General features: G+C 64.0%; 21 protein-coding genes. 4 read left to right on the top strand and 17 right to left on the bottom strand.

The genetic code is table 11. The features are described from left to right. From IVB32_RS34225 to IVB32_RS34200, 6 genes are all read right to left on the bottom strand, one after another. A partial coding sequence (locus IVB32_RS34225) for a cache domain-containing protein (RefSeq protein ID WP_247412823.1) occupies window positions 1-1635 on the bottom strand: 1635 nt, incomplete at its 3' end. A 141-nt stretch (window positions 1636-1776) separates the two neighbouring features. Then, on the bottom strand, window positions 1777-4872 hold the full coding sequence (locus IVB32_RS34220; protein ID WP_026233289.1) for a MexW/MexI family multidrug efflux RND transporter permease subunit: 3096 nt from the start codon (window positions 4870-4872) through the stop codon (window positions 1777-1779). Between the two features lie 76 nt (window positions 4873-4948). Next, window positions 4949-6142, bottom strand: coding sequence for an efflux RND transporter periplasmic adaptor subunit (locus IVB32_RS34215; RefSeq protein WP_018457051.1), 1194 nt, complete (start codon window positions 6140-6142; stop codon window positions 4949-4951). A gap of 1 nt (window position 6143) precedes the next feature. Next, window positions 6144-6845, bottom strand: a complete 702-nt coding sequence (locus IVB32_RS34210) for a TetR/AcrR family transcriptional regulator (protein ID WP_085352143.1) — start codon at window positions 6843-6845, stop codon at window positions 6144-6146. Window positions 6846-6934: 89 nt separating this feature from the next. Continuing rightward, window positions 6935-7525: a thiamine pyrophosphate-dependent enzyme gene (locus IVB32_RS34205; RefSeq protein ID WP_085362286.1), complete on the bottom strand. Its 591-nt coding sequence runs from the start codon at window positions 7523-7525 to the stop codon at window positions 6935-6937. Continuing rightward, window positions 7522-8076: a sulfopyruvate decarboxylase gene (locus IVB32_RS34200; RefSeq protein WP_018457054.1), complete on the bottom strand. Its 555-nt coding sequence runs from the start codon at window positions 8074-8076 to the stop codon at window positions 7522-7524. The genes IVB32_RS34205 and IVB32_RS34200 overlap by 4 nt, the downstream gene beginning before the upstream one ends. 107 nt (window positions 8077-8183) lie before the next feature. Between IVB32_RS34200 and IVB32_RS34195 the strand changes: the two genes are divergently transcribed. Next, window positions 8184-9404, top strand: a complete 1221-nt coding sequence (locus tag IVB32_RS34195) for a cytochrome P450 (RefSeq protein WP_018457055.1) — start codon at window positions 8184-8186, stop codon at window positions 9402-9404. 137 nt (window positions 9405-9541) lie between these two features. On the opposite strand, the gene IVB32_RS34190 is transcribed toward IVB32_RS34195, so the two are convergent. From IVB32_RS34190 to IVB32_RS34150, 9 genes are all read right to left on the bottom strand, one after another. After that, a complete protein-coding gene (locus IVB32_RS34190) occupies window positions 9542-10405 on the bottom strand; it encodes a sugar phosphate isomerase/epimerase family protein (RefSeq protein WP_247300244.1) in 864 nt (287 codons plus the stop codon). Further along, a complete protein-coding gene (locus IVB32_RS34185) occupies window positions 10405-11610 on the bottom strand; it encodes a dihydrodipicolinate synthase family protein (RefSeq protein ID WP_018457057.1) in 1206 nt (401 codons plus the stop codon). The genes IVB32_RS34190 and IVB32_RS34185 overlap by 1 nt, the downstream gene beginning before the upstream one ends. Window positions 11611-11620: 10 nt before the next feature. Further along, window positions 11621-12772 carry a Gfo/Idh/MocA family oxidoreductase gene (locus tag IVB32_RS34180; protein ID WP_204510600.1) on the bottom strand — a complete coding sequence of 384 codons (1152 nt, stop codon included), beginning with the start codon at window positions 12770-12772 and terminating at the stop codon, window positions 11621-11623. After that, on the bottom strand, window positions 12769-14166 hold the full coding sequence (locus IVB32_RS34175; protein WP_247300248.1) for a hypothetical protein: 1398 nt from the start codon (window positions 14164-14166) through the stop codon (window positions 12769-12771). The genes IVB32_RS34180 and IVB32_RS34175 overlap by 4 nt, the downstream gene beginning before the upstream one ends. A gap of 4 nt (window positions 14167-14170) precedes the next feature. Beyond that, complete coding sequence (locus tag IVB32_RS34170) at window positions 14171-15019, bottom strand: ABC transporter ATP-binding protein (protein WP_247300251.1); 849 nt, start codon at window positions 15017-15019, stop codon at window positions 14171-14173. After that, entirely contained in the window at window positions 15016-16008 is a 993-nt protein-coding gene (locus tag IVB32_RS34165) for an ABC transporter substrate-binding protein (RefSeq protein WP_247300253.1), read from the bottom strand. The genes IVB32_RS34170 and IVB32_RS34165 overlap by 4 nt, the downstream gene beginning before the upstream one ends. A gap of 63 nt (window positions 16009-16071) precedes the next feature. After that, window positions 16072-16881, bottom strand: coding sequence for an ABC transporter permease (locus tag IVB32_RS34160; RefSeq protein ID WP_247367053.1), 810 nt, complete (start codon window positions 16879-16881; stop codon window positions 16072-16074). Between the two features lie 290 nt (window positions 16882-17171). Continuing rightward, on the bottom strand, window positions 17172-17879 hold the full coding sequence (locus tag IVB32_RS34155) for a TetR/AcrR family transcriptional regulator (protein WP_247300255.1): 708 nt from the start codon (window positions 17877-17879) through the stop codon (window positions 17172-17174). Between the two features lie 168 nt (window positions 17880-18047). Next, window positions 18048-18896 (bottom strand): VOC family protein, encoded by an 849-nt coding sequence (locus IVB32_RS34150; RefSeq protein WP_247300258.1) that lies wholly within the window; start codon window positions 18894-18896, stop codon window positions 18048-18050. Between the two features lie 210 nt (window positions 18897-19106). Between IVB32_RS34150 and IVB32_RS34145 the strand changes: the two genes are divergently transcribed. Continuing rightward, complete coding sequence (locus IVB32_RS34145) at window positions 19107-20000, top strand: sugar kinase (RefSeq protein WP_007593904.1); 894 nt, start codon at window positions 19107-19109, stop codon at window positions 19998-20000. Window positions 20001-20018: 18 nt separating this feature from the next. Beyond that, window positions 20019-20936: a ribokinase gene (locus IVB32_RS34140; RefSeq protein ID WP_018457065.1), complete on the top strand. Its 918-nt coding sequence runs from the start codon at window positions 20019-20021 to the stop codon at window positions 20934-20936. Here the strand turns inward: IVB32_RS34140 and IVB32_RS34135 are convergent, their stop codons facing one another. Then, window positions 20937-22157 (bottom strand): FAD-dependent oxidoreductase, encoded by a 1221-nt coding sequence (locus IVB32_RS34135; protein WP_247300260.1) that lies wholly within the window; start codon window positions 22155-22157, stop codon window positions 20937-20939. A 224-nt stretch (window positions 22158-22381) separates the two neighbouring features. On the opposite strand from IVB32_RS34135, the gene IVB32_RS34130 reads away from it, so the two are divergent. Further along, window positions 22382-23176, top strand: coding sequence for an enoyl-CoA hydratase-related protein (locus IVB32_RS34130; protein WP_247300262.1), 795 nt, complete (start codon window positions 22382-22384; stop codon window positions 23174-23176). 17 nt (window positions 23177-23193) lie between these two features. Here the strand turns inward: IVB32_RS34130 and IVB32_RS34125 are convergent. Further along, window positions 23194-23865, bottom strand: a 672-nt coding sequence (locus IVB32_RS34125) for a TRAP transporter large permease subunit (protein ID WP_247412822.1), incomplete at its 5' end; no start/stop codon positions are given.

The following is a 23865-nucleotide window of genomic DNA, read 5'->3' as shown; positions in this document are numbered from 1 at the left end:
CCGGACCTCCTTGCGATAAACCGCGACGGTTCCGATCAGCTCGCTTTCCCTCATCATGGGCACGATTACGATCGTACGGGCGCCGGCGACGTCTGAGATTCCACGAATGGTCGGACCTCCGGCAAGATAGGCCGGAGTTTGTTGCACATCGTGAACGTGGACGACTTGACGTGTTCTGACGACCACGGCAAGCGCGCTCTCCGGATGGGGACGGATCGCCATATCTTTCCGCGAAGCCGCGAACGCAGGCGGCACATTGTAGTCCGCAGCAATTGTGAAATTCTCTCCATCCCACAAATTCATGACGCCGAAACTCGCGCCACAGACTCGTGTGGCATTCTCGAGCATCTTGTGGAACACCGGTGCGAGTTCGCCCGGAGACGAACTGATGACCTGCAACACTTCCGACGTCGCCGTCTGCTGCTCGAGCGACTCGGTCAACTCGGCGGTTCTCACCTCGACCTTCTTCTCCAGGTCCGCATAGGATTCCTGCAGGCGCTCGCCCATGTCATTGAACTGGTCCGCGAGCCCCTCCAGTTCGTCTCCGGTTCGGATCGAGATGCGCTGGGAGAAATCGCCACTGCCGATGCGCTCGGCACCGCTGCGCAGCGCCTGGATCGGCCCGACCATGCGGCGCGCGAGGAATATCCCGGCAAGCACCGCGAAGATCGACGCCGCGAGCAGCACGAATGCAAGCCGTTCCAACGCGGCATAGAGCGTCGCATAGGCCTCCTCGACCGGGAGCTCGACGAACATGGTCCAGTGCAGCGGCGCGATCGGGGCCGACGCGGTCAGCACCGTCTGTCCCTGGAGATTGCGCGCTTCGGAAAGCGGGTCGAACGCGGCGCTGCCTCCGGCAAGCGCGGCGCGCACCTGGGTGAGACCAGACATGTCGGTGTTGCGCAGGACCAGGCTGATATCGGGGTGCGCGATCAGGCGTCCCTCCGGACCCACCACGTAGGCGTGTCCGTGCTCGCCGACCTTGATCTGGGACACGACGTCCCAGATCAGCTTGAGATTGACCTCCGCGATAGTGACGCCGGCATCCTTGCGCGACCCAGCCTGCGCCAGGGTCATATACGGCTCGGACTCCCTGCGGAAATAGACCGGACCGTAATAGACCTTGTGCGCGACCGCCTCGGTAAACTTCGGATCCTCCGACAGGTCGATCCCGCTGTCGGTCGCGTCCATGGCAAGCCGCGAGACCCGCAGCCGCTCCTTGCCGGTCGCATCGACCTGCGCGAGCTCGGTGACCGCAGGGACCTGGCGCAGCAGCCGCAGCGCATCGAAGCGGCGCTGCTCGAGCGACCCCACCGACCAGGGCAGCTGCGTGGTCCAGCCGAGCTGGCTCTCGATCTCCTTGACGAACTGACCGATCTTGGCAGCGGCCGCCTCGGCCTGTTCATGCTGAACCCGGATCAGCGCGGCCTTGTGCTCGCCATAATAAAAGACGACCTCGAACAGGCCGTTGGCCAGCAGCGCGATCGCGACGACGGCCACGAACAACGCGACATATTTGGCGAACAGCCGCGTCCTGATCCCCTGCCCCGGCATCGTACCGGACGCGACGCCATCCCCCGCGGCGCTCGGCAGCGTCCGTGCTTGCGGGGTGTCGGGATGGAGGGGAAGGCTCATCCCGCTGAACCTAGCAAGAAGACCGGACCTTGTCTCTCGCGAGCGCGGGAAAGCCTGATGGCAGCCGGGCCCCCGAGGCAAATAGAAAAGGGCGGCAGCGGATTGGCCGCTGCCGCCCTCGGGTTCGCTTTATCGGTGGCCTCAGGTCGGCCGCAGCGCCTTGGCGTTGAGGTCGAGGTCGTTGACCTGCTTGTTCCGCTCGGAATCGGCCGCCGCGCGATGGTCGGTCGCCAGCACCACGTAGACCGCCGGCAACACGAACAGCGTGAACAACGTGCCGATCGACATGCCGGCCACGACCACCAGACCGATCGAGAAGCGGCTGGCGGCCCCTGCGCCGGTCGCGGTCAGGAGCGGGATCAGGCCCGTCACCATCGCGGCCGTGGTCATGAGGATCGGCCGCAGACGAATACGGGCCGACATTTCGATGGCGGAGCGGCGATCGAGCCGCTCGTTGATCTGGAGCTCGTTGGCGAACTCCACCATCAGGATGCCGTGCTTGGTGATCAGGCCCACCAAGGTCAGCAGGCCGACCTGGGTGTAGATGTTCATGGTCGCCACGCCGAAGAACAGCGGGATCAGTGCGCCAACGATCGCCATTGGCACCGAGATCATGATGACCAGCGGATCGCGCAAGCTCTCGAACTGCGCCGCCAGCACCAGGAAGATGATGATCAGCGCGAAGCCGAAGGTGATCGCGAGCTGGTTGCCTTCCTGCACATACTGTCTGCTGTCAGCCAGATAAGCATGGCTGAAGCCTTGCGGCAGGTTTTTGGCCTCGCTCTCGAGGAAGTCGACCGCCGCACCGACGGTCACGCCGGGCATCGGCACGGCCGAGAAGGTCGCTGAATTGAGCTGATTGTAATGTGTCAGCGAATTCGGCTCGGTCTTGGTCTCGATCGACACAACCGTCGAGAGCGGAAGCTGCTGGCCGGTATTGGTGGTCACGTAGTAGCCGGCGAGCGATTCCGGCGAGAGCCGCTGGCCGCGCGGCACCTGCGGGATAACTTGATAGGAACGGCCCTCGAGGTTGAAGCGGTTGATGTAGTTGCCGCCGAGCAGCACCGCGAGCGTGCTGCCGAGGTTCTGCATGTTGACGCCGAGATCCTGCGCCTTGGTGCGGTTGATCGTCACCTTCACGTTCGGCTGGTTGTAGGCAAGATCACTGTCGGAGACGATGAACATTCCGCTCTTGCGGGCGGCGGCCTTCAGCTTCTCCATCTGTTCGTAGACAGTCTGGAAGCTGGCGGTGGAGTTGATCACCATCTGCACCGGGAGGCCGCCCGGACCGCCCGGCAGCGGCGGCAGGTTGAAAGCGAACGCCTGCACGCCCTCGATCTTGGAAAGCTCGGCCTGCACCAGCGACTTCAGCTGGATCGACGAGCGCTTGCGCTCCTCCCAGGGCTTGAGCAGCATGCCGGCGATACCGCCCTGCGGGCCGTTGATGCCGTTCAGCACGAAGCGCAGATCGGTCTCGGGGAATTTCTGGAATTCCTTGTCGAGCTTCTCGCCGTAAAAATCGACGTAGTCGATATTGGCGTATTTCGGCGCCTTGGTCACCGCGAACACGATACCCTGGTCTTCCTCAGGCGCCAGCTCCTTCGACGTGTGCATGTAAAGGAAGCCGACGAGCCCGAGGATGGTCACCGCAAACAGGCCGGTGATGGCCTTGTAGTCGAGCGAGCGGTCGAGCCTGCGCCCGTACCACCGCGTCAGCGCGCCAAACACCTTGTTGACGAACTTGGCGAAGCGCCCCTCTTCCGTGTTCTTCAGCAGCACCGAGCACATCATCGGCGAGAGCGTCAGCGCGATCACGCCGGACACGATCACCGAGCCCGCAAGTGTGAAGGCGAATTCGCGGAACAGCGAGCCGGTCAGACCGCCGAGGAAACCGATCGGCGCGTACACGGCTGCGAGCGTGATGGTCATCGAGACGACGGGACCCACGATTTCGCGCGCGCCTTCCAGCGACGCCTGGACCGGCGTTTTCCCTTCCTCCAGATGACGATGGATGTTTTCCACCACGACGATGGCGTCGTCGACCACGAGGCCGATCGCCAGCACCATCGCGAGCAGGGTCAACAGGTTGAAGCTGAAGCCCAGCGCCAGCATCAGCGTGCAGACGCCGATCATCGACAACGGGATGGTGACAACGGGAATGATGACCGAACGGAACGACGCCAGGAACAGGAAGATCACCACGATCACGATGATCACGGCTTCACCCAGTGTCTTCTCGACCTCGTCGATCGAGGATTGGATGAACTTGGTCGAATCGTAGGCGACCTTCATCTTCATCGACGGTGGCAGATTGCGCTCCAGCTCGGGGAATAGCGCCCGCACGCCCTTGACCAGCGTCAGCGGGTTGCCCTGCGGCGTCGCCTGCACACCGATGAAGATGGCGTGCTCGCCGTTGAAGGCGACGCTCGCGTCCGTGCTTTGGGCCGCAAGTTCGACGGTGGCGATGTCCTCCATCCGCACGAAGCCGCCGTCCTTGGCCTTGACGATCATCTTCTTGAACTGGTTGACGTCGGTCAGGCCCGTATTCGTCGATACGTTCGAGACGATGAGATAACCCTTGGTCTGCCCCGCCGCTGACTGGAAGTTGTTGGCAGTGATCGCGGTCGCGACATCCGCAGGCGACACGTTGCGGCCGGCCATCTTGAGAGGATCAAGCCACAGCCGCATCGCAAAGGTCTGGCCGCCGAGAATGTCGGCGGAGGCGACGCCGTCGACGGTCGACAGCACCGGTTGCACAACGCGCGTCAGGTAGTCGGAGATCGCCGAGCCCGACAGCTCTTCGGACGAGAATCCGAGATACATCACGGCCGTGGTCTGGCCCGTGGTCTTGGTGACGATGGGATCGTTGGATTCCTTCGGAATCAGGTATTTGACCGAGTTCGTCTTGGCCAGAACCTCGGTCAGCGCCTGGTTCGGATCGAAGTTCAGCTTGATGTAGACCTGGATCGTCGAGGTGCCGAGCACCGAGGACGAGGTGATGTAATCGACACCTTCGGCGGAGGCGACCGCCTGCTCGATCGGCGTGGTGATGAAGCCCTGGATCAGGTCCGCGGACGCGCCCGGATAGACGGTCGTGATGTTGATGACCGTGTTCGACAGCTTCGGATATTGCCGGATCGGCAGCGTCGTCGCCGCGCGCAGGCCGATCAGCAGGATCAGCAGGCTGACGACGACCGACAGGACCGGGCGTTTGATGAAAATATCAGTAAAGCGCATCGCGGCGATCTCGATTTCTTTGACTTGCAAAGCGCGTGACCCGGCCGTGCCGGATCATGCTGCAACGTGTACGATGTCAGTAGCGCGGCGGCTGCGCCGGGATCTGCGGAGCCGGGTCGGTCGAAATCGACACCGCCGCGCCCGATTGCAGCTTGAGCTGGCCGACGGCGACGACCTTGTCGCCCGGCTTCACGCCCTTGACGATTTCGACGCGGCCTTCGACCCGGTTGCCGGTCTGCACGAAAGTGCGCACCGCGCTCAGGCTGGTCTTGCCGTCGGCTTCCTTCTTCTCGGTGATCACGAACACCGAGTCGCCGTACAGCGTGTAGTCGACCGCCGTCTCCGGCACGGTGACTACGGCCGGCTTGTCCGGCAGCACCACCGTGGTGGTCACGAACATGCCGGGCTTCAGGATCTTCTCCGGATTAGCGATGGTCGCCTGCACGCGGATGTTACGGGTGTCGGTCGAGATCTGCGGCTCGATCGTGGTGATTTTGGCGTCGAAGGTGCGGCCGGGATAGGCGTCGACCTTCAGCCGGACCGGTTGACCGACCTTGAGGCTGCCCGAGTCCTTTTCCGTCACCGTGAAGTTGGCCCACAGCTCCGACAGATCCGTCAGCGAAACGATGGCCGTGCCGGCGGTCAGATACTGGCCGACCTCGACCTTGCGGACGCCGAGATCGCCGGAAAACGGCGCGCGGACCAGCTTCTGCGAGATCAACGCTTCGGTCTTGGCGATACCCGCCTGCGCCTGATCGTACGCGGCCTGCGCGGTGTCGACGGTTGCCTGCGGCCCGAACTGGCGCGACGCCAGTTGCTTGGCGCGATCGAGCGACAGCTGTGCGACGGTGGCCTGCGCCTTGTAATTGGCGAGGTCGCCCTGCTCCGGCGCGTCGAACATCTGCACGAGCGGTGTGCCGGCCTCGACATGCGTGCCCGGCTCGAACTTGATCTCGGTGACACGGCCGTTGACGTCGGCGCTGACGTCGACCTGGTGCACGGCGGCGAGACCACCGACGGCGGTCAACAGGTTCGGCACCACCTCGGACTTCGCCTCGGCGGCGCTGACCGCGACCGGCGGCGGCTTGTTGTTGGCGAAGAACTGCTTGATCATCTGGCCGCGGAAATAATTGAACCAGACGAGGCCACCGACGAGCACGGCCAGAAGCGTGCCGACGACGATGAACCAGAGCACCGGCCGGACCGGACGCTTGGGAGCCTTGTTGTCGATCGGTTCGCCCGAAATCTTGTGTTCGGTCACGATGTTCATGTCATGCACTTTCTGCAATCGCCGTCTTGCCCGCACAACTGGCCTGATCGCGGCCCAAATGCGAAACAATTGCGGCGTCGTTAAGTCCGATACCCCTCAGGAGAAACTCACAGAGCTGCCGCTCGAGGTCGTTCGCCTTGCCGTAAGCGAGACACGGCGTGGCCGGCAGCCTGGTCAGCGCAGCCGTCATCACGGTGTGATGCGCAAACCAGAACAGGTTGAGCGGTTCGCCGTTGTATGGCCGCGCGTCCCCCGCGGCAACCGCACGCTCGAGCGAGGCGACGAAGGCCGCCCCGATCAGCGCCTCGATCTTGGCATATAGCAACCGGGCAAATTCGCCATCCTCCAAATGACTCGTGGTCATCAGTCGCAGGCGCTGGGCCTCTTCCTGGTCGGGGCCATCGGCGATGTGCATGAAATGCCCGACCATGCCGCGGATCACTTCGACCAACGTAGCGGTCGACGGCTCACGTTCGAGCAGCTCCATGAGCGCCGGGTCCGCCTCGCATTCATCGCTGAGAATTTCGGCGTAAAGCGCGGCCTTGGACGGGAAATGCTTGAACAGCAGCGCTTCGGAAATGGCAGCGGCGGCCGCCACGCTCTTGGTCGTGGTGCCGGTATAGCCGTGTCGGGCAAAGCAACGCTTTGCGGCGCCGAGGATCAATTGACGCCTCAGGTCGCTCGTCATACGCAATGAGCTCATGCTAGTGAGTAAGCACTCACCCACGCAAAAGTCAAGCCGAATGGTGCGATGCAACCTACAAGAATCGTCTCTTAGAGGTATCCCAAGTTCTAAATCGGGCGGAAGCCGAGGTCGCCGCGGATCCGGTTGAGAATGTAAGTCCCATCCCGGCTGGGCAAAATGCGCTCCAGATTGGCGCTGTCGATCTTCACATTGGCAAAGCGCGGCCCGGCCGTGACGTCGTGGACGGATTTGGCGAAGGCCTCGACCTCGGCCATGGTCGTCACAGACCGGCTGTCTCCGATGCCGCAGGCTCTGGCGATGCCGACGAGGTCGGCGGCCACGGAAGTGTGGCTGGTCTGACCGCCGGTCTCACCATAGGCCTCGTTGTCGAGCACCGCGATCGAGAGATTGGACGGCTTTTGCAGACCGATAGTGGCAAGGCTGCCCATGCCCATCAGCATCTCGCCGTCGCCGGTGATGACCAGCACCGGCAATTTTGGCTGCGCCAGAGCGAGGCCCAACCCGATCATCGCCGCCCCGCCCATGCCGCCCCAGAGGTAGAAATTGCGCGCATGATCGCCGGCCGCGCACATGTCGTTGGTGGAGGCGCCGAGGCCGCCGATCGCAACCACGTCCTTGCGGTCCGCGAGAAGCGTGGACACCACCTGACGGCGGTCGAGGAGATTGGCCTTGCTCATTTGGTGAAAACCTTGGCGCCGATCAGGCGCTGCGACAGCAGGACGGCGGTGGGTGTGAGCGCGTTATAGGCCTGCGCGGCCGCCGCCTCTAACACGGCCGGCACCTCGGCTGCGTTAGACGCCCGCAGCACCTTGACACCCGAGAGCTCGAACACGCCCTGCGTGGTCGATCCCATCGGCACCTGCCATGGATTGAACTCGCCCCACTCGCCACGCATCGTCACCAGCGTGAGGAAGGGAAAGCGCAGGATCGGGATCAGCGAGAGCATGTTAATGCAATTGCCGACCCCGCTCGACTGCATCAACAGCACGCCGCGCTGGCCCCCCGTCCAGGCGCCGGCGAGAAGCGCCACGCCCTCCTCCTCCGTCGTGAGCGGAATGCCGCGCATCGTGGACGATGCCAGCACGCGCTGGATCAGCTTTGAATGGCCGGCGTCGGGCACGTAGGGCACCTGCCGAACGTCGAAGCGTTGCAAGGTCGCGAAAATATCGTCGGGCCAATGAGTGCTGGACTCGGCGGCCGTGTCGGCAGCGTCAGCGCGGGCGTGCATTTTCCTGTCCGGTCGGCTTGCAAATCGCGGCTCGACTGTAGACGGTGAACCGAGCCGCTCAAAAGAGCGAATACAGCATATCGGACTCAACCGGCGAGTATGGCGGCATGAACGCAAGTGCGAATGAACTGGCGGCCAGTTTCGATCTGGAACAGCTGACGGCGGAATTCTACCACAATCCCTACCCGACCTATCGTGCACTGCGGGAGAACGAGCCGGTCAAGCGCCTGCGCAACGGCACCGTGTTCCTGACCCGCTATGACGACCTCGTTACGACCTACAAGAACACAAAATCGTTCAGCTCGGACAAGAAGCGCGAGTTCGCGCCGAAATACGGCGACACCCCGCTCTACGAGCACCACACCACGAGCCTCGTCTTCAACGATCCGCCGGCGCATACCCGCGTGCGGCGTCTGATCATGGGCGCGCTGTCGCCGCGCGCGATCGCGGGGATGGAGCCTGACATCATCAAGCTGGTCGACGGCTTGCTTGACGCCATTGCCGCCAAAGGTGATTGCGAGCTGATCGAGGACTTCGCCGCCTCGATCCCGATCGAGGTGATCGGCAATCTGCTTGACGTGCCCCATGACGAGCGCGCGCCGCTGCGCGACTGGTCGCTGGCGATCCTGGGCGCCCTCGAACCGGTGGTGTCGCCTGAAGTGGCTGCCCGCGGCAACAAGGCGGTGACGGACTTCCTCGCCTACCTCCGAACGCTGGTCGCGCGCCGGCGCGAAAGGCCCGGCACCCCCGAGCGCGACGTGCTGACGCGCCTGATACAGGGTGAAGACAACGGCGAGCGGCTGACCGAGAAGGAGCTGCTGCACAACTGCATCTTCCTGCTCAATGCCGGCCACGAGACCACCACCAACCTGATCGGCAACGGCCTCGTGGCGCTCGACCGGAACCCGGATCAGAAGCGGCGGCTGATCGACAATCCTGAGCTGATCAAGACTGCGGTCGAAGAGATGCTGCGCTACGAGAGCTCGAACCAGCTCGGCAACCGCATGACCACGGAGCGGGTCGAACTCGGCGGCGTCATGCTCGAAGCCGGCACATCCATCACGCTCTGTATCGGCGCTGCCAACCGTGACCCCGCACAGTTTCCGGACCCGGAGAGATTCGACATCGCGCGCACGCCGAACCGGCATCTCGCCTTCGCCACCGGCGCGCATCAATGCGCCGGCATGGCGCTGGCACGATTGGAAGGCGCCATCGCGGTCTCGCGCTTCTTGGCGCGCTTCCCGAACTATGCCGTGAGCGGACAGCCGGTCAGGGGCGGACGGGTGCGGTTCCGCGGCTTTTTGAGCGTGCCCTGCGCGATCGGCTGAGGCATCAAAACAAAAAATCGCGAAAACAACCCCATGCACAGTAGAAGGTTACCGGCGCGGGATGGGCCAGCGATTCCGCGCAACCATTTGACATCCCAGGCCATCGGCGCCGCCGCGCGCAACAATTGCCGGAAGGCCTAAACCACCGTCTTGTGCCGCGCGATGCAGGTTTGCAGCACCTCGTCCAACGGTTTACCCCACCAGTCGTTGGAGAAGATTTCGATCTCCGAATAGCCGGCAAAGCCCTGCGCTTCGACCGCTGCGCGCACCGATTTGATGTCGATCACGCCGTCGCCCATCATCCCGCGGTCGTTGAGAATGTCCCTGGTCGGCACCAGCCAGTCGCAGACATGGAAGGCGAGCAGGCGATCTTGGCCGGCGCGGGCGATCTGCCCCATCAGCTCCGGATCCCACCAGATGTGATAGACGTCGAGCGCGACGCCCAGCATGCCGCTGCGATCGGGATCGAGCCGGTCGCAGATGTCGAGGGCCTGCTTCGTCGTGTTGACGCAGGCGCGGTCCGCCGCATAGGCCGGATGCAGCGGCTCGATCGCCAGCGGCAGCTTGGCCTGTTTGGCGTAATCGAGCATATCGGCGAGCGCCTCCTCGACCTGCGTCCGCGCGCCGGCAATGTCCTTCGACGCCTCGCTGCCCGGCCGCGAATATTGCGGCAGGCCGCCGACAACGAGCACGATGCAGGGGGCTCCCAGCGCCTTGGCTTCGTCGACGCAGCGCCGGTTGTCGTCGCGCACGTCGCCGCGCCGCGATGCGTCGGAGGTGAACAGACCGCCACGGCAATAGCCCGACAGGTCGAGACCGGCATCGCGCACCGCGCGCGCGGCGCGGTCGAGACCGACGGCGGCGACCTGATCGCGCCAGGGATCGATGGCGCGGATGCCGTGCCTTGCACAGGCCTCGATGATCTCGACGAGGTCACCCTGCTTGCGGATTGTCGCCGTGTTGAGCGACAGCCAACGATGGTCGGACGAGAAATCACGCATCAGGATTCGATTCCGTGCGTTGAGAGCACCGCCTGCATCCGCCGCGTCGCCAGCTCCGGATCGGCGAGCAGTCCGGCCTTGTCGGCCAGCCGGAACAGTTCGGCCAGATGCAGCGTCGAGCGCGTGCTCTCCTGCCCGCCGACCATGGTGAAGTGGTCCTGGTGGCCGTTGAGATAGGCCATGAAAACCACGCCGGTCTTGTAGAACCGCGTCGGCGCCTTGAAGATGTGCCGCGACAGCGGCACTGTCGGCCCCAGCACGTCGTGGAAGCCGGCTTCGTCACCCGCTGCCAGGCGCGACAAGGCGTAGGACGCCGCCGGCGCGATCGCGTCAAAAATGCCGAGCAGCGCGTGCGAAAAGCCTTCGACGTCGCCGGCGATCAGCTCCGCATAATTGAAATCGTCGCCCGTATACATCTTGATGCGCTTGTCGAGACGACGGCGCATGTCGATCTCGCGCTGCTTGTCGAGCAGCGATACCTTGACACCGTCGACCTTGGCGGCGTTGCCGTTGATGATGGCGACCGCAATATCCATCGCCTTGTCGAGATCGTTGGTGCCCCAATATCCCGTCAGCGCCGGATCGAACATGTCGCCGAGCCAGTGGATGATCACGGGCTCGCGAACCTGCGACAGCACGCGATCATAGACCTTTGCGTAATCGTCGGCATTACGGCCAAGCTTCGCCAGCGCGCGCGACGCCATCAAGATGATGCGGCCGCCGACCTTCTCGACCGCCGATGTCTGCTCCTCATAGGCGCGGATCACGTCGTCCATATTTCTGGCGTCCTCCACCGCGAGATGGTCGGTGCCCGCTCCGGAAAACACCAGCGCGTTGCGACGCTTGGCGGCAGACACCGAGCGCGTGATCAGCTCCAGCGAGGTCGGCCAGTCCAGCCCCATGCCGCGTTGCGCGGTGTCCATGGCTTCCGCAACGCCAAGCCCGAGGTCCCAGACGTGCTCGCGGAAGGCGATAGTCTTGTCCCAGTCGACAGCGGCGGAGAGCCACGGGTCGTTGTCGGCAAAGGGATCGGTCACGGTATGGACGGCCGAGAACGCGATGCGGCTCAGCGGCCCCTCGAGCTTTGCCGGAAACGTTCGCGAGGCCGCGAGCCGGTAGGTCTCGATCGAGCGATCGGCTTTCGGCAGCTTGAGCGACAGGGACGACGTTGACGGAACGGGCTTGGGCTGGACGGGCTTGTTCATTATTCCCTCCTCAGACCTTAATCGGCGCGACGTCGATCCAACGCCGCTCCTTCCAGCTCTTCAGCGCGCATTCGGCGAGCTGCACGCCCTTGACGCCTTCGAGCAGCGTGAACTTGTAGGGCGCATCCTCGTAGACGTGGCGGATGAACATCTCCCACTGCTCCTTGAAGCCGTTGTCGTAGGTGACGTTGTCAGGCAGCTTCTGCCAGTCGCCGTAGAAATCGTGCAGCCGCTTTTCGTCGGGATTCCATACCGGCCGGGGCGTCGCCTGCCGCGCCTGGATCATGCAGTCGGAAAGGCCGGCGACGGCCGAGCCCAGCGTGCCGTCGACCTGGAAGGTGACGAGATCGTCGCGATAGACGCGCGTCACCCAGGACATGTTGATGTGGGCGATGGCGCCGCCCTTGAGCTGGAACGTGGCATAGGCGGAGTCGTCGGCGGTCGCCTTGTACTTCTTGCCCTGCTCGTCGAAACGCTCGGGGATGTCGGTGTTGCCGATGCAGCTCACGCTCTCGACCTCGCCAAAGAGATTGTCGAGCACGTAGCGCCAGTGGCAAACCATGTCGAGGATGATGCCGCCGCCATCCTCGTCGCGGTAATTCCATGACGGCCGCTGCGCCTCCTGCCAGCCGCCTTCGAACACCCAATAGCCGAACTCGCCGCGCACCGAGAGAATACGGCCGAAGAAGCCGGAGTCGCGCAGGAAGGCGATCTTCTTCAGGCCGGGCAGGAACAGCTTGTCCTGCACCGTGCCGTGCTTGATGCCCTTGGAATTGGCGAGCTTGACGACCTCGAGCGCCGCCTCGAAGTTCGTCGCGATCGGCTTCTCGCAATAAACGTGCTTGCCGGCATTGATGGCCTGGGTCAGAAGGCCCGGCCGTGCCTGTGTGGTCGCGGCATCGAAGAACATGGTGTCGTTCTTGTCGGCGAGGGCGGCATCGAGATCGGTGGTCCAGCGCGTGACGTTGTAGCGCTTGGCAAGGGCCTCGACCTTCTCGGCGCTGCGGCCGACCAGGATCGGGTCCGGCATCACGCGGTCGCCGTTCTTCAAGCGGACGCCGCCCTGCTCGCGGATCGCGACGATCGAGCGGATCAGATGCTGGTTGAGGCCCATGCGGCCGGTAACGCCGTTCATGATGAGGCCGAGGCGTTGGGTGGTCATGCCGATTGCTCCTGCAGTGATTTGGGCTGTTCGAGCGGGCGTAGCGCCGACCAGTCCGGATGGACCGACGTCGCAAATCCCGTTGCATTGAGCGATCCCGTGAGGAGATCGCCGTTGTGAATAGAGAGGCGGATGCCCTGCCCGGCATCCGCGTAGAGATCGGGATGCGCGACGGCGCAAACCTGGGCCTCCGCGGCGGGCGTATCACCGAAGCCATCGACGTAATGGTGGCCGTTACGTTCGGCATGGGTGATGCCGATGAAGGCACCGAGCGCAAGGTCCTGCTGCACGGCGACGCCCGCCTGGCAGGTCAGGTCCTCGCCGGTCACGAAGAATCTTTCGCCGGCCACGCTCCATTTCGCCGCGCGCGTCGCGTTGACGATGGACTTGTAAAGCCCTTTGCACGATTTCGACGAGATGCCGTGATAGCCAAGCGCCCGTGCCGCAGGAAACGTATCGTAGGAATCGTCGGCTTCGTCGATGATGAAACCGCGCGCAGCGAGAGAGCCGAGCGGCGACAGCCTCGTAACATCGCGCGGCATTGGCTGCTCGATATAGAGCAGCCTGGATGAAATCGATCGCAGCGCAGTGTCATGGTCGAGCCGGCCGATGAGTTCATGCAAGGCTGCGAGATCGGCATATTGCTCGTTGGCATCGAGCGTCAGGTTGTAGTCACGGTCCAGCGCATCGAGCTCCTTGCCGATGCGCGCCAGCCGCGCTGCATCGGCGACGGGGTCCCCCGATAGCTTCAGCTTGAAGTATCTTGCCCCGGAGTTCTCGCGGGCATCGGCCACCCCGCCCTCGCCTTCAACGGTGTCGTCGAGGCCGACGGTATGCCTGATGGCAACACGCGGCAGCGGCTTCCGGCCGGATAGAAACGTCGTGAGATCCGTCTCCTTCAGGTCGGGCGAAAGCCGCGCGTCGATGCCGGCGATGTTGCCGGCCATGCCGTCGAAAAAATTGGTCTCGGCAGCGCGGAGCAGCGCATCGAGGATCGCTTTGTCGATTTCGGCGGGGCCGTAAGCCGCCGCAAGCGCCGGAATGTTCTTTTTCGCACATGTCGCGACCTGGGCACCGATGCACGAGGCATGCAGATCGAATGCCGTCAAAAACCCGGTTCGCGCGAGATAAAGCCCCCGCGCGATCTCCAGCGCGCGGCGCAAATCATCGACAGTCTGCGCCGGCGACAGTTCCGGCCGCTTGTCGAACCATTTCGGCACCAGCAGCTCGGCGCTGGCACCGACCGCGCTTCCCCGGCCCTCCACCTCGATCTCGACCCGCACGAACAGCTGCGGCGTCGCGTTGATCGTGATCGCGCCAAAGCGGAACGGCCGCGCGAACTGCACGGGACGTTCGAAGAACGCGATATCTCGCAGCTTCAGACGCGGCGCCATGGCTTTAGTCCAGCGAACCTTGCGAGAAGAAATGCTTGCGTATGCGCTGTACGAGTTCGGTGAACACAGGGTCGGCCATCACGTCGAGCGAGCGCGGGCGCGGCAGCGGGACGTCGTAGATCGCGGCGACCGCGCCGGGCCGCTCGGTCATGACCAGCACGCGATCGGCGAGGAACACGGCCTCGGGGATCGAATGCGTGATCAGCAGCACCGTCTTTCTGGTCTCGCGCTGGATCCGCATCAGCTCGACATTCATGCGCTCGCGCGTCAACGCGTCGAGGGCGCCGAACGGCTCGTCCATCAGCATGATCCTGGGATCATGCACCAGCGCGCGGCAGATCGAGGCGCGCTGCTGCATGCCCCCGGAGAGCTGCCACGGCAGCTTCTTCTCGAAGCCTTCGAGCCCGACCAGCTTCAACAGCGCCTTGGCGCGGTCGAGATATGTCTGGCGCGGCAGCCGCTTCATGTCGATCGGCAGCATCACGTTGGACAGGATGTTGCGCCATGGCAGCAGCAGCGCGTTCTGGAACACGATGCCGACATTGCCGTGCGGCGTCGTCACCTTCTCGCCCTCGACCAGGATCTCGCCCGTCGTCGGCGGCAGCAGTCCCGAGATCAGCTTGAGCAGCGTGGACTTGCCGCAGCCGGATGGGCCGACCACGACGAAGAACTCGCCGTCGTTGATGTGAAAGTCGAGCGGCCGCAACGACGGCACATCGCCGTCGCGCGTCCGATAGATCTTCGACACGCCGGACAGTTTGATGCCCGACGCGTCGCCCGCAGCCCGGTCGCTCACCAGTCTCAGATGCGCGGCCGGTTGCAGGGTTTCACTCATGGCTGTCGCGGGTTTCACGAACCGCTCTTCGGCAGATAGTCGTTGGTATAGAACGCCTTCGGGTTCTCCTTGGCCTTGGCATCGAGCCCGCCATATTCGACCATCAGGTTGACGCTGTCGGTCATGTTCTGGTCGGTGACCTGGAACGGCCGCTTGCTCTTGGTCTCAGCAGTCCGGTAGAGCGGAATGGTTAGCTCAAAACCCTGCGTCAGCGTGTCGACCTTGCCGCCCTTTGGGTTGGCATCGAGGATCGACTGCGCCGCGGCCTTCGGCTCCTTCTCGGCGGCCTCGACCGCCTTGGTCGTCGCCGACATGAAGCGGCGGACGAGATCGGCATTGGCCTTCACATAATCAGTGTTGGCGATGATGCCCGAGGAGACCATGTTGATGCCGTAGTCGGCGAACTTGATCGGATAGACGTCCTTGCCGGTGGCGTCCTTGATCTTCATGGACTGGTCCATGACGTAGCCGAGCAAGAGATCGGCCTGGCCGTTGATGACCGCGTTGAGCTTGGTCTGGCCGTCGCCGGCAACCGTCTGGAAGTCGCTTTCCTTCAGGCCGGTCTTCTTCAGGAACAACGGCCAGATCTGGGTCATGGAATCGGCCGGCGTGATCGCGACCGTCTTGCCCTTGATATCCTCCGGCTTCCTGATGTTCTTGTCGGCGAAACCCATCGCGGACATCGGGCTGGTCTGGAGCAGCACCCCGGTCGCGACCACCGGCGCACCCTTGATCGCGGCACGCATCATGGTGGGCACGTCGACATAGCCGAAATCGGCGGTCTTGGCGGCCACCGCCTGCGTGGTCGCCGCCGAGCCGCGGCCTTCCTGGATCTCGAGGTCGATGCCTTCGGCGGCGTAGATGCCCTTGGCCTTGCCGTAATAGAACGGCGCGTGCTCGCCATAGACGTACCAGTTCAGCATCAGCACGACCTTGTCGGCCGCTTGCGCCGGCATGGCCGCGAACACCATCAGCGCCGCCGAGACAGCTCCTATCCACCGCTTCATCGTCACTCTCCCTTATCGTTGTTTGCGCCGGCCTTTGGCGGCCGTTCGTTGCTTTGGTTGCTGTTAAGAGGCGAAAATCACGTCCTCGCGCTGGCTGACATGCCAGGGAATGACCAGCTTCTCGATCCGGTCCACGATCCAGAACAGGATGACGCCGAGCAGCGCGAGGATCACGAGCGCTGCGAACATCGTGGGCAGGTCGAAGGTGCCGATCGAGCGCTGCATCACATAGCCGATGCCGGAATTGGAGCCGACGAACTCGCCGACGACGGCGCCGACCACGGCGAGCGTCACCGACACTTTGAGGCCGGAGAAGATCGCGGGCAGCGCATGCGGCAGGTTCACCGCGCAAAACACCTGGAAGCGGCTGCCCTGCACGGCGCGGGCGAGATCGACCATATCTGGATCGACCGATTTGAAGCCCTGCACGGCGGAGACCACCACCGGAAAGAAGCCGAGCAGGAACGCCGAGATCACTTTCGGAATGATGCCGAAGCCGAACCAGACCACGAACAGCGGCGCGATCGCGATCTTCGGCACGGATTGCGAGAACACCAGCAGCGGATAGACGTAGCTCTCCACGGTCTTGGAGCCCGCGATCAGCATCGCGATGGGGATGCCAAACAACGCCGAGAGCGCGAAACCGCAGACGGTGGCATAAGTCGTCGGCCAGGACTGGCGCAACAGTTCCGGCCAATCGGTGCGCAGCACCGCAATGACATCGCCCGGCGACGGGATCTGGTAGGCGGGAATCTTGAACAGCCGGATGGCGAGATCCCAGGCCACGACGATGAACACCAGGAACAAAAACGGCCGAATCCAGGCCGCATTCAGCATCTTGGACACCGCACTCTGCGGCTTCAGCTCAGCCACGTCTCGCTCCCGGCAGTCTTGTTCGTTGGGCGAGAAATTAACCCGTTGGGTAAATACTGTCCAGCGGTTTTCCTGCGACGTTTTGGGCGGGTTCCGGGTGGCTTGAGGGACGCGTCGGCAGCGCCACGTCTTCGGTGTCATTCCCCGCGAAGGCGGGGAATCCAGTACGCCGCGGCCCGTCGGCTCAACCACAACCGTCTCGGAGTACTGGATCGTCCGGTCAAGCCGGACGATGACGGCTGAGTTCGGAGAAGCGCCGATAATCCATCGAGCTGTAGCGAGTTACACCGCTAAACCGTCTGCGCCACCGCGGCGCGCGACTTCGGCGCCTTCGTCATAGCTAACAGTGCGGCCGACTGCCCCGTCAGCGCTGCCAGCACGAGGCCGACCATGTGGTCCAGCCGCTCGTCCTTGGCGTCCTTGGCCAGCAAATCGCGACCGAAGATCACGCTGAGCGTCGCCGAGTTCGACAGATAGAAGAAGCAGAGTCCCGCGATCGAGATGTAGAGCTGGACAGGATCGACCGCGACCTTGAAGTCGCCGCCGGACACACCGCGCCGCACCACGGTGCCGATCATCTCGACGAAGGGCGAGTGCATCGACTTGACCTTGGTCGATTTCTTGAGATGCTTTGCGCGCGCGAGATTCTCGGTCTGGAGCAGCGACAGGAATTCGGGATTGCGCAGGAAATAATTCCAGGTGAACTCGATCAGGCGGCGGATGGCCTCGGGCGGATCGAGATGTTCGAGATCGAGCCCGCGCTCCTCGCTGCGGATCTTGTCATAGGCGCCTTCGAGCACCGCGAGATAGAGCTCGTCCTTGTTGCCGACGTGATAATACAGCATCCGCTTGTTGGCGCCGGCGTTGGCCGCGATGCGGTCGACGCGCGCGCCGGCAAGCCCGTGCGCCGAGAACTCCTGCTTGGCGGCTTCGAGAATACGCAGCCGCATCCCCTCGGGATCGCGCTGCCATTTCAGAGTTCGCTTTGCCTTCGCCAAACCGGTTGCTCGCTGGGTGCTGTCAGGATGGATGTAACACGCGCGCGGCCCGCCGCATAGTTTCGTCATTGCGAGCGTAGCGAAGCAATCCAGACTGCCACCACGGCGACAGTCTGGATTGCTTCGTCGCAAGAGCTCCTCGCAATGACGAGGGGGAGAGACTGAACTTCAATCCACCGGCTTCGGCGAGCGCTCCAGCAGGACCGTCTGGATGCCGCAGGTGCCGGTCCGCACCGTCATCACCCGCGTGCCCGGCTTGCGGCCGTTGCGCACTTCGCTGACGTCGAGGCCGGCGGCGATCAGGCGGGCGCGCGTGGCGTCGATATCGGTCACCCGCCAGCTCAGGCCCCACAGGCGGTCATGCAGGGAATCGCCGCCCGCGACGGGGCGGCGCACCACCTCGACGACGAGATCGCCGCAGCGGAAGAACATCAGCTGGCCCCAATCCTGGTGCGAGCGGTCGAGCGCCAGATCGAGCCCGAGCCGCGCGCCATAGAGCGCGGCGGCGCGATCGGAGTCCTCGGTGGTGATCACGACGTGGTCGAGCGCATCGATCGGCGCGATATCGGTCGCCGGTGAAAGCGGACGCTCATCAGCCAGTTCGAGGAAGAACGTGCGCACGCCGCGCGTGAGCTCCGTGGCGGCGCGCGTCCGCTTCCAGTGCAGGACCGCACCGCTCTCCGCATCGCTGCTTTCGACCTCGGCGACCGGATCCGGCTTGAGCGCCACCCGCTCCAGCCGCCGGTGCATTTTTCTCATGTCCGCGACACGAAAGCACAGGCTGGCGAGCACGCCTTCCTGGTCGTCGAGCAGCGCGCGCATGCGGTCGGCGGCCACGCTGAAGCCGTTCGGCGCCATCAATTCGATCGTCATGTTCGCGAGAGTGAACAGCACCCGGTCAGCGCCCTCGCCCGAGTTCTGCCAGGCCGGCGCGCGCCCGAGCAGCGTCTTATAGGCCGCCTTGGCCGCACCGATATCCCTGACCAGTGCGACGACGTGATCGAGGCCGGTGATCATGCTTCCCCCTGTTGAGCGGCCCGGAACCGTGGACCGAGAGACGGCGTTTGTCCGGGCTTGGCATTGCCCGGTGATGGTCGTATTCCGGCCGCATGCCGACCTCAAGCACTCCCAGCGGCGGTTTTGCGAATAATTTCAGCGGTCCCGCGACGGAACCGGTGTTACAGTAAGCACGCCGGCCGGGACCACAAAGCGCATCACGGACAAGCAATGCAGGCTCTCTTCATCGGACAGACCTATATCGACGTCGTCTTCATCACCGACCACATGCCGACCGGCGACGAGAAGCACGTGGCCTCCGACTACGCGGTTTCCTTCGGCGGCAATGCGGTGACCGCGGCGTTCTGCTGCGCCAAGCTCGGCATCGTGCCCGATCTGATCGCCACCGCGGCCAATGACTGGCTCGGCCGCATGTTCATGGACATGTGCGCGAAATATGCGATTTCGCTCCATGGGCGGAAGGTCAATCAGTCCTCGCTGTCCTTCATCATGCCCAAGGACGGCAAGCGCGCCATCGTCCGCTGCCGCGACGACGACCACATCCATCCCTTCCCGATGCTCAATCTCGGCGGCTGCCGCGCGCTGCATGTCGACGGCCATCAGCCCGATGCCGCGATCCACTACGCAAAAGTCTGCCGCGAGGCCGGCATCTTGACCTCGCTCGACGGTGGCGGCCTGCGCACCAACACGCATGAGCTATTGGAATTCATCGACGTCGCGATCGTCGCCGAGCGCCTGTGCGAGCAGATGGATCTCACGCCGGAAAAGATGCTGGACTATCTCAAGAGCCGCGGCTGCAAGATCGGCGGCATCACCATGGGCGAGAAGGGCCTGCTCTGGTACGACGAGACCGGAACGGTGCAGGTGATGCCGGCGATGCCGATTCCGCGCGAGCGCGTGATCGACACCAACGGCGCCGGCGACGTCTTCCATGGCGCCTATGTCTATTCCTATCTCGCCCATCCCGGCAAAAGCTGGCGCGAGCATTTCGATTTTGCCCGGGCAGCCTCGACCTTCAAGATCCAGCGTCTTGGCAACGAAGCTGGCCTGCCGACTCTTGTCGACATCGCCAAGGTCAGGCACGAGTTCGAGGTTAGGGTCTAGCGCTCGCAGGGGTCTCTCATGGGGCGCGTCTTCGTCGCCGGCAGCATCAACATGGATGTGGTGGCGACAGCCGATCGCCATCCCAGGGTCGGCGAGACCGTCGCCGGCAAGCAGGTGCTGTATTTTCCGGGCGGCAAGGGCGCCAACCAGGCGGTGGCGGCGTCGCGGCTTGGCGCGCGGACCACGCTGATCGGCCGGCTGGGCAAGGATTCGTTCGGCGGTGAGCTGAGGACGTTCCTCGGCGCGCAAGGCATCGATCTCGGCGCGATCCGAGAGACGGCCGAGGCGCACACAGGCACGGCCATCATCACGGTGGCGGAGGCCGACAACACCATCGTCGTCATTCCCGGCAGCAATGCGCTTGTCGGCGTCGATGACGTCGCGGCCGTCCCGCTGGCCAAGGGCGACGTCGCGGTCAGCCAATTCGAGATCCCGCTGCCGACGATCGCCGCGTTCTTCCGGCGGGCTCGCGACATTGGCGCCACGACGCTGCTCAATCCGGCTCCGGCACAAACCATGTCGAGCGAATTGCTCGCGCTGATCGACATCCTCGTGCTGAACGAGACCGAGCTCGGCCTCCTCGCCGGCGTGGAGTTGTCCGACAGTGACGAGGCCGCGCGCATCCTCGACGTCGCACGAAAACTTCAGGCGCGCGAGGACCAGACCATCTGCGTGACCCTCGGCAAGCGCGGCGTGCTGGCGCTCGCGGGACGCGAGGAGATTTCGGTGCAAGGCCGCGTGGTGAAGGCGGTCGACACCACGGGCGCAGGCGATTGTTTTGTGGGAGCACTCGCGGCGCAACTCGCCGACGGCGTCGACTTGCGCGCAGCACTCGCCTTCGCCAATGCCGCCGCCTCGATCTCCGTGCAGCGCATGGGCGCGGGGCCGTCGATGCCGACGGCCGCGGAAGTCGCCGCCGTCCTCAATGCGAACTGATCACGCCAGCGCGCCCTTCAGGTCGAAACTTTCGTCGGCGGCCTGCTCCGGCGTGATCGAGCGATCCAGGCCGAACAGGCGGCGGCCGAACATGTGGTCGCCGGCACGGTTGATCGATTCGATGCCGAGCAGATTTTCGCCCTTGTAGCAGAACGCCGAGAATGCCTTCCTGGTGGGATCGCCGCGCAGGACGACGCGGTCGTAGCCGGTGGTGAGGCCCGCGATCTGGAGCTTGTCCTCGCCCTGGTCGCTCCAGAACCAGGGATGGCTGTCATAGGCCTTGCGGTCGCCAGTCAGCCGCGCCGCGAGGCAGCGCGCGTGATCGGTGGCATTCTGCACCGATTCCAGCCGCTGCGATCCGCCGACGCGCGGGCTGTTGAACAGCGCGCAATCGCCGATCGCCGAGATATCAGGATCGGCCGTCGAGAGATATTCGTCGACGATGATCCCGGCCGCGACCGGCAGCCCCGCCTCCGCCGCAAGCTCGATGTTCGGCAGCACGCCGACGCCGACCACGACAAGATCCGCCGGCAAATGCCTTCCGTCGCTCAAGGAGACGCCGGTGACCTTGCCGTCCTCCGCCTCGATCGCGGTTGCTTGCACGCCGAGGTGGATGCGGATGCCGGCCTCGCGATGCCGCGCCTGAAAATACTCCGACACCTCAGCCGTCACCGCGCGCGCCATCACGCGCGGGGCGAGTTCGAGCACGTCGACCTCTAGCCCCTTGATGCGCGCGGTGGCCGCGAATTCGAGGCCGATGAAGCCGGCGCCGATCACCACGACCCGCGTCTTTGACGGCATGATCTGCCGCAGCGCCTCGCTGTCGTCGAGGATGCGCAGATATTTCACGTCGGGAAGGTTCGCATTGGGCAGATCGAGCAGCCGGTTGCGGGCGCCGGTCGCCAGCACGAGGTGGCCGTAGGGCAGCGTCCTGCCCGAGGCGAGCAGCACCTTGCGCCCCGCACGGTCGATCGACACCGCGCGGCCCGCCACGAGCTCGATGCTCTGGTCCTGATAGAATTTCTCCGGCCGGAACATCAGGCTCTCCGGCCCGGCCACGCCCTTGATATAGGCCTTGGACAGCGGCGGCCGCTGGTAGGGCAGATGCGCCTCGTCATTGATCAGGCAGATGGGAGCGGAAAATCCCGCCTGGCGGAGCGATGCCGCGACCTGATAGCCGCCATGGCCGGCACCGACAATGATCACCGGACCATCCGTCATTGGACAGCCCATTTCCGCAAGACACGAGCGTCACCCATGTCGTCTCCTCTCTCTGATTTTGGCTTGCTAGCCTAGGAGGAGCCGGCGCTCGTGTCCGTCCCTAAACGAAGGCCGGCCCATTTGAGCCTATCGTTCCGGCTTGCGCAAGAGCACCAGGCGGGGATTGTCACTCCTCGCCTTCTGCGATTTAGTTCGTGCATCGACCTCATGCCGGGGATTTCAAGATGCCAGCTCCCGTCTCCCAGCCCGACGATCCCGCCTTGCTGCGGATCGATGGCCCGATCGCGACCATCACGCTGAATCGCCCCGCCGCGTTCAACTCGATCAATCTGGCGATTGCACAAAAGCTCGAACAGCTCGCGGCTTACATCGAGGGCGCCGACGACGTCAGGGTCGTGGTCCTCGAAGGCGAAGGCCGCGCCTTCTCAGCCGGCGGCGACCTGCAGACGATCGGTGCCGCAGCTGAAGCCAATACGGTAACGCCTGTCGTCGGCGAGCTATTGAAGCATTATCATGCCTTCATCGAGATCATCCGACGCATGCCGAAGATTTCGCTGTCCAGCGTGCACGGCTCGGCGGCCGGCGCCGGCATGGGCCTCGCCTTCGTCACCGATCTCTGCATCGCGGCGGAGGATGCCAAATTCACGCCGGCCTACGCCAAGATCGGCGTGTCGCCGGATGGCGGATCCACGGTCGGCATCGTCAACACGGTCGGCCCGCGCCGCGCGCTCCAGATTTTCCTCTCCGAGGACAATTTCACCGCGCAGCAGGCCCATGAATGGGGCCTGGTTGCGAAGGTCGTTCCCACCGCCGAGCTGAAGGCGGCAACGCGAAGCCTCGCCGAGCGGCTGGCGCAGAACCCTCCGGCCGCGATTGCCGGCACCAAATCGCTGATCTACCAGGCCGCCACGACGCCGGTGAAGCAGCAGCTCGATGCCGAGGAGCACAAGATCATCATGGCGATGAACACGGAGGAGTTTCGAACCGCCGTGAAGAAGTTCACCAGCAAGAGCAAGTAGCGGTCACTCGAGCAGGCTTACTTGGGACAGATATAGCCCGTGCCCGCCGGCGACTTGAAGCATCCGACCGATTCCGGCAGCACTTTCTGCGGCAGCCACAGCACCACACTCGGGAAATAGATCGCAAACGCGATCGTCCCGAGGAACACCAGATAGATCGGCAAAGCGGCGCGTAGCGCCTTTGCGAAACTGACGCCAACGAATTTCGAGGCCATCAGCAGCACCAAGCCGTAAGGCGGCGTGATCAGGCCAAAGGCGAGCGTGGCGATCAGCACCACGCCCATGTGCACGGCGTTGATGTCGCCGGCTTCCGTCAGTGTGTTGACCAGCGGCATGAAAATGATGATGGTCGGCACCGGCTCGATGAAATCGCCGACGACCGTGAACAGCAGCACCATCAGCAACATGATCAGATGCGGATCGTTGCCGGCGAGCGACGTGATGACTTCGGCGATGTAGCTTGCACCGCGCAAATAGGCGAGCATCCAGCCGAACGCATTGGCGGCGCCGATCGTGATCAGCGGCAGCGAGAAGATCAGGCCGGCAAGGCAGAAATCGTAGGGAATCTTCCTGATATGCCCGCGGTTGAGCGCGGGGATCACGACGACGACGATCCAGACCACGGCGACGACGCCGGCTTCCGTCGGCGTGAACCAGCCGGTCAGAATGCCGCCCAACAGGATCACCGG

Origin of the sequence: Bradyrhizobium sp. 23, from assembly GCF_023073295.1 — a bacterium.
Taxonomy (GTDB): domain Bacteria; phylum Pseudomonadota; class Alphaproteobacteria; order Rhizobiales; family Xanthobacteraceae; genus Bradyrhizobium; species Bradyrhizobium canariense_D.
This window is presented reverse-complemented; position numbering and strand designations above follow the sequence as displayed.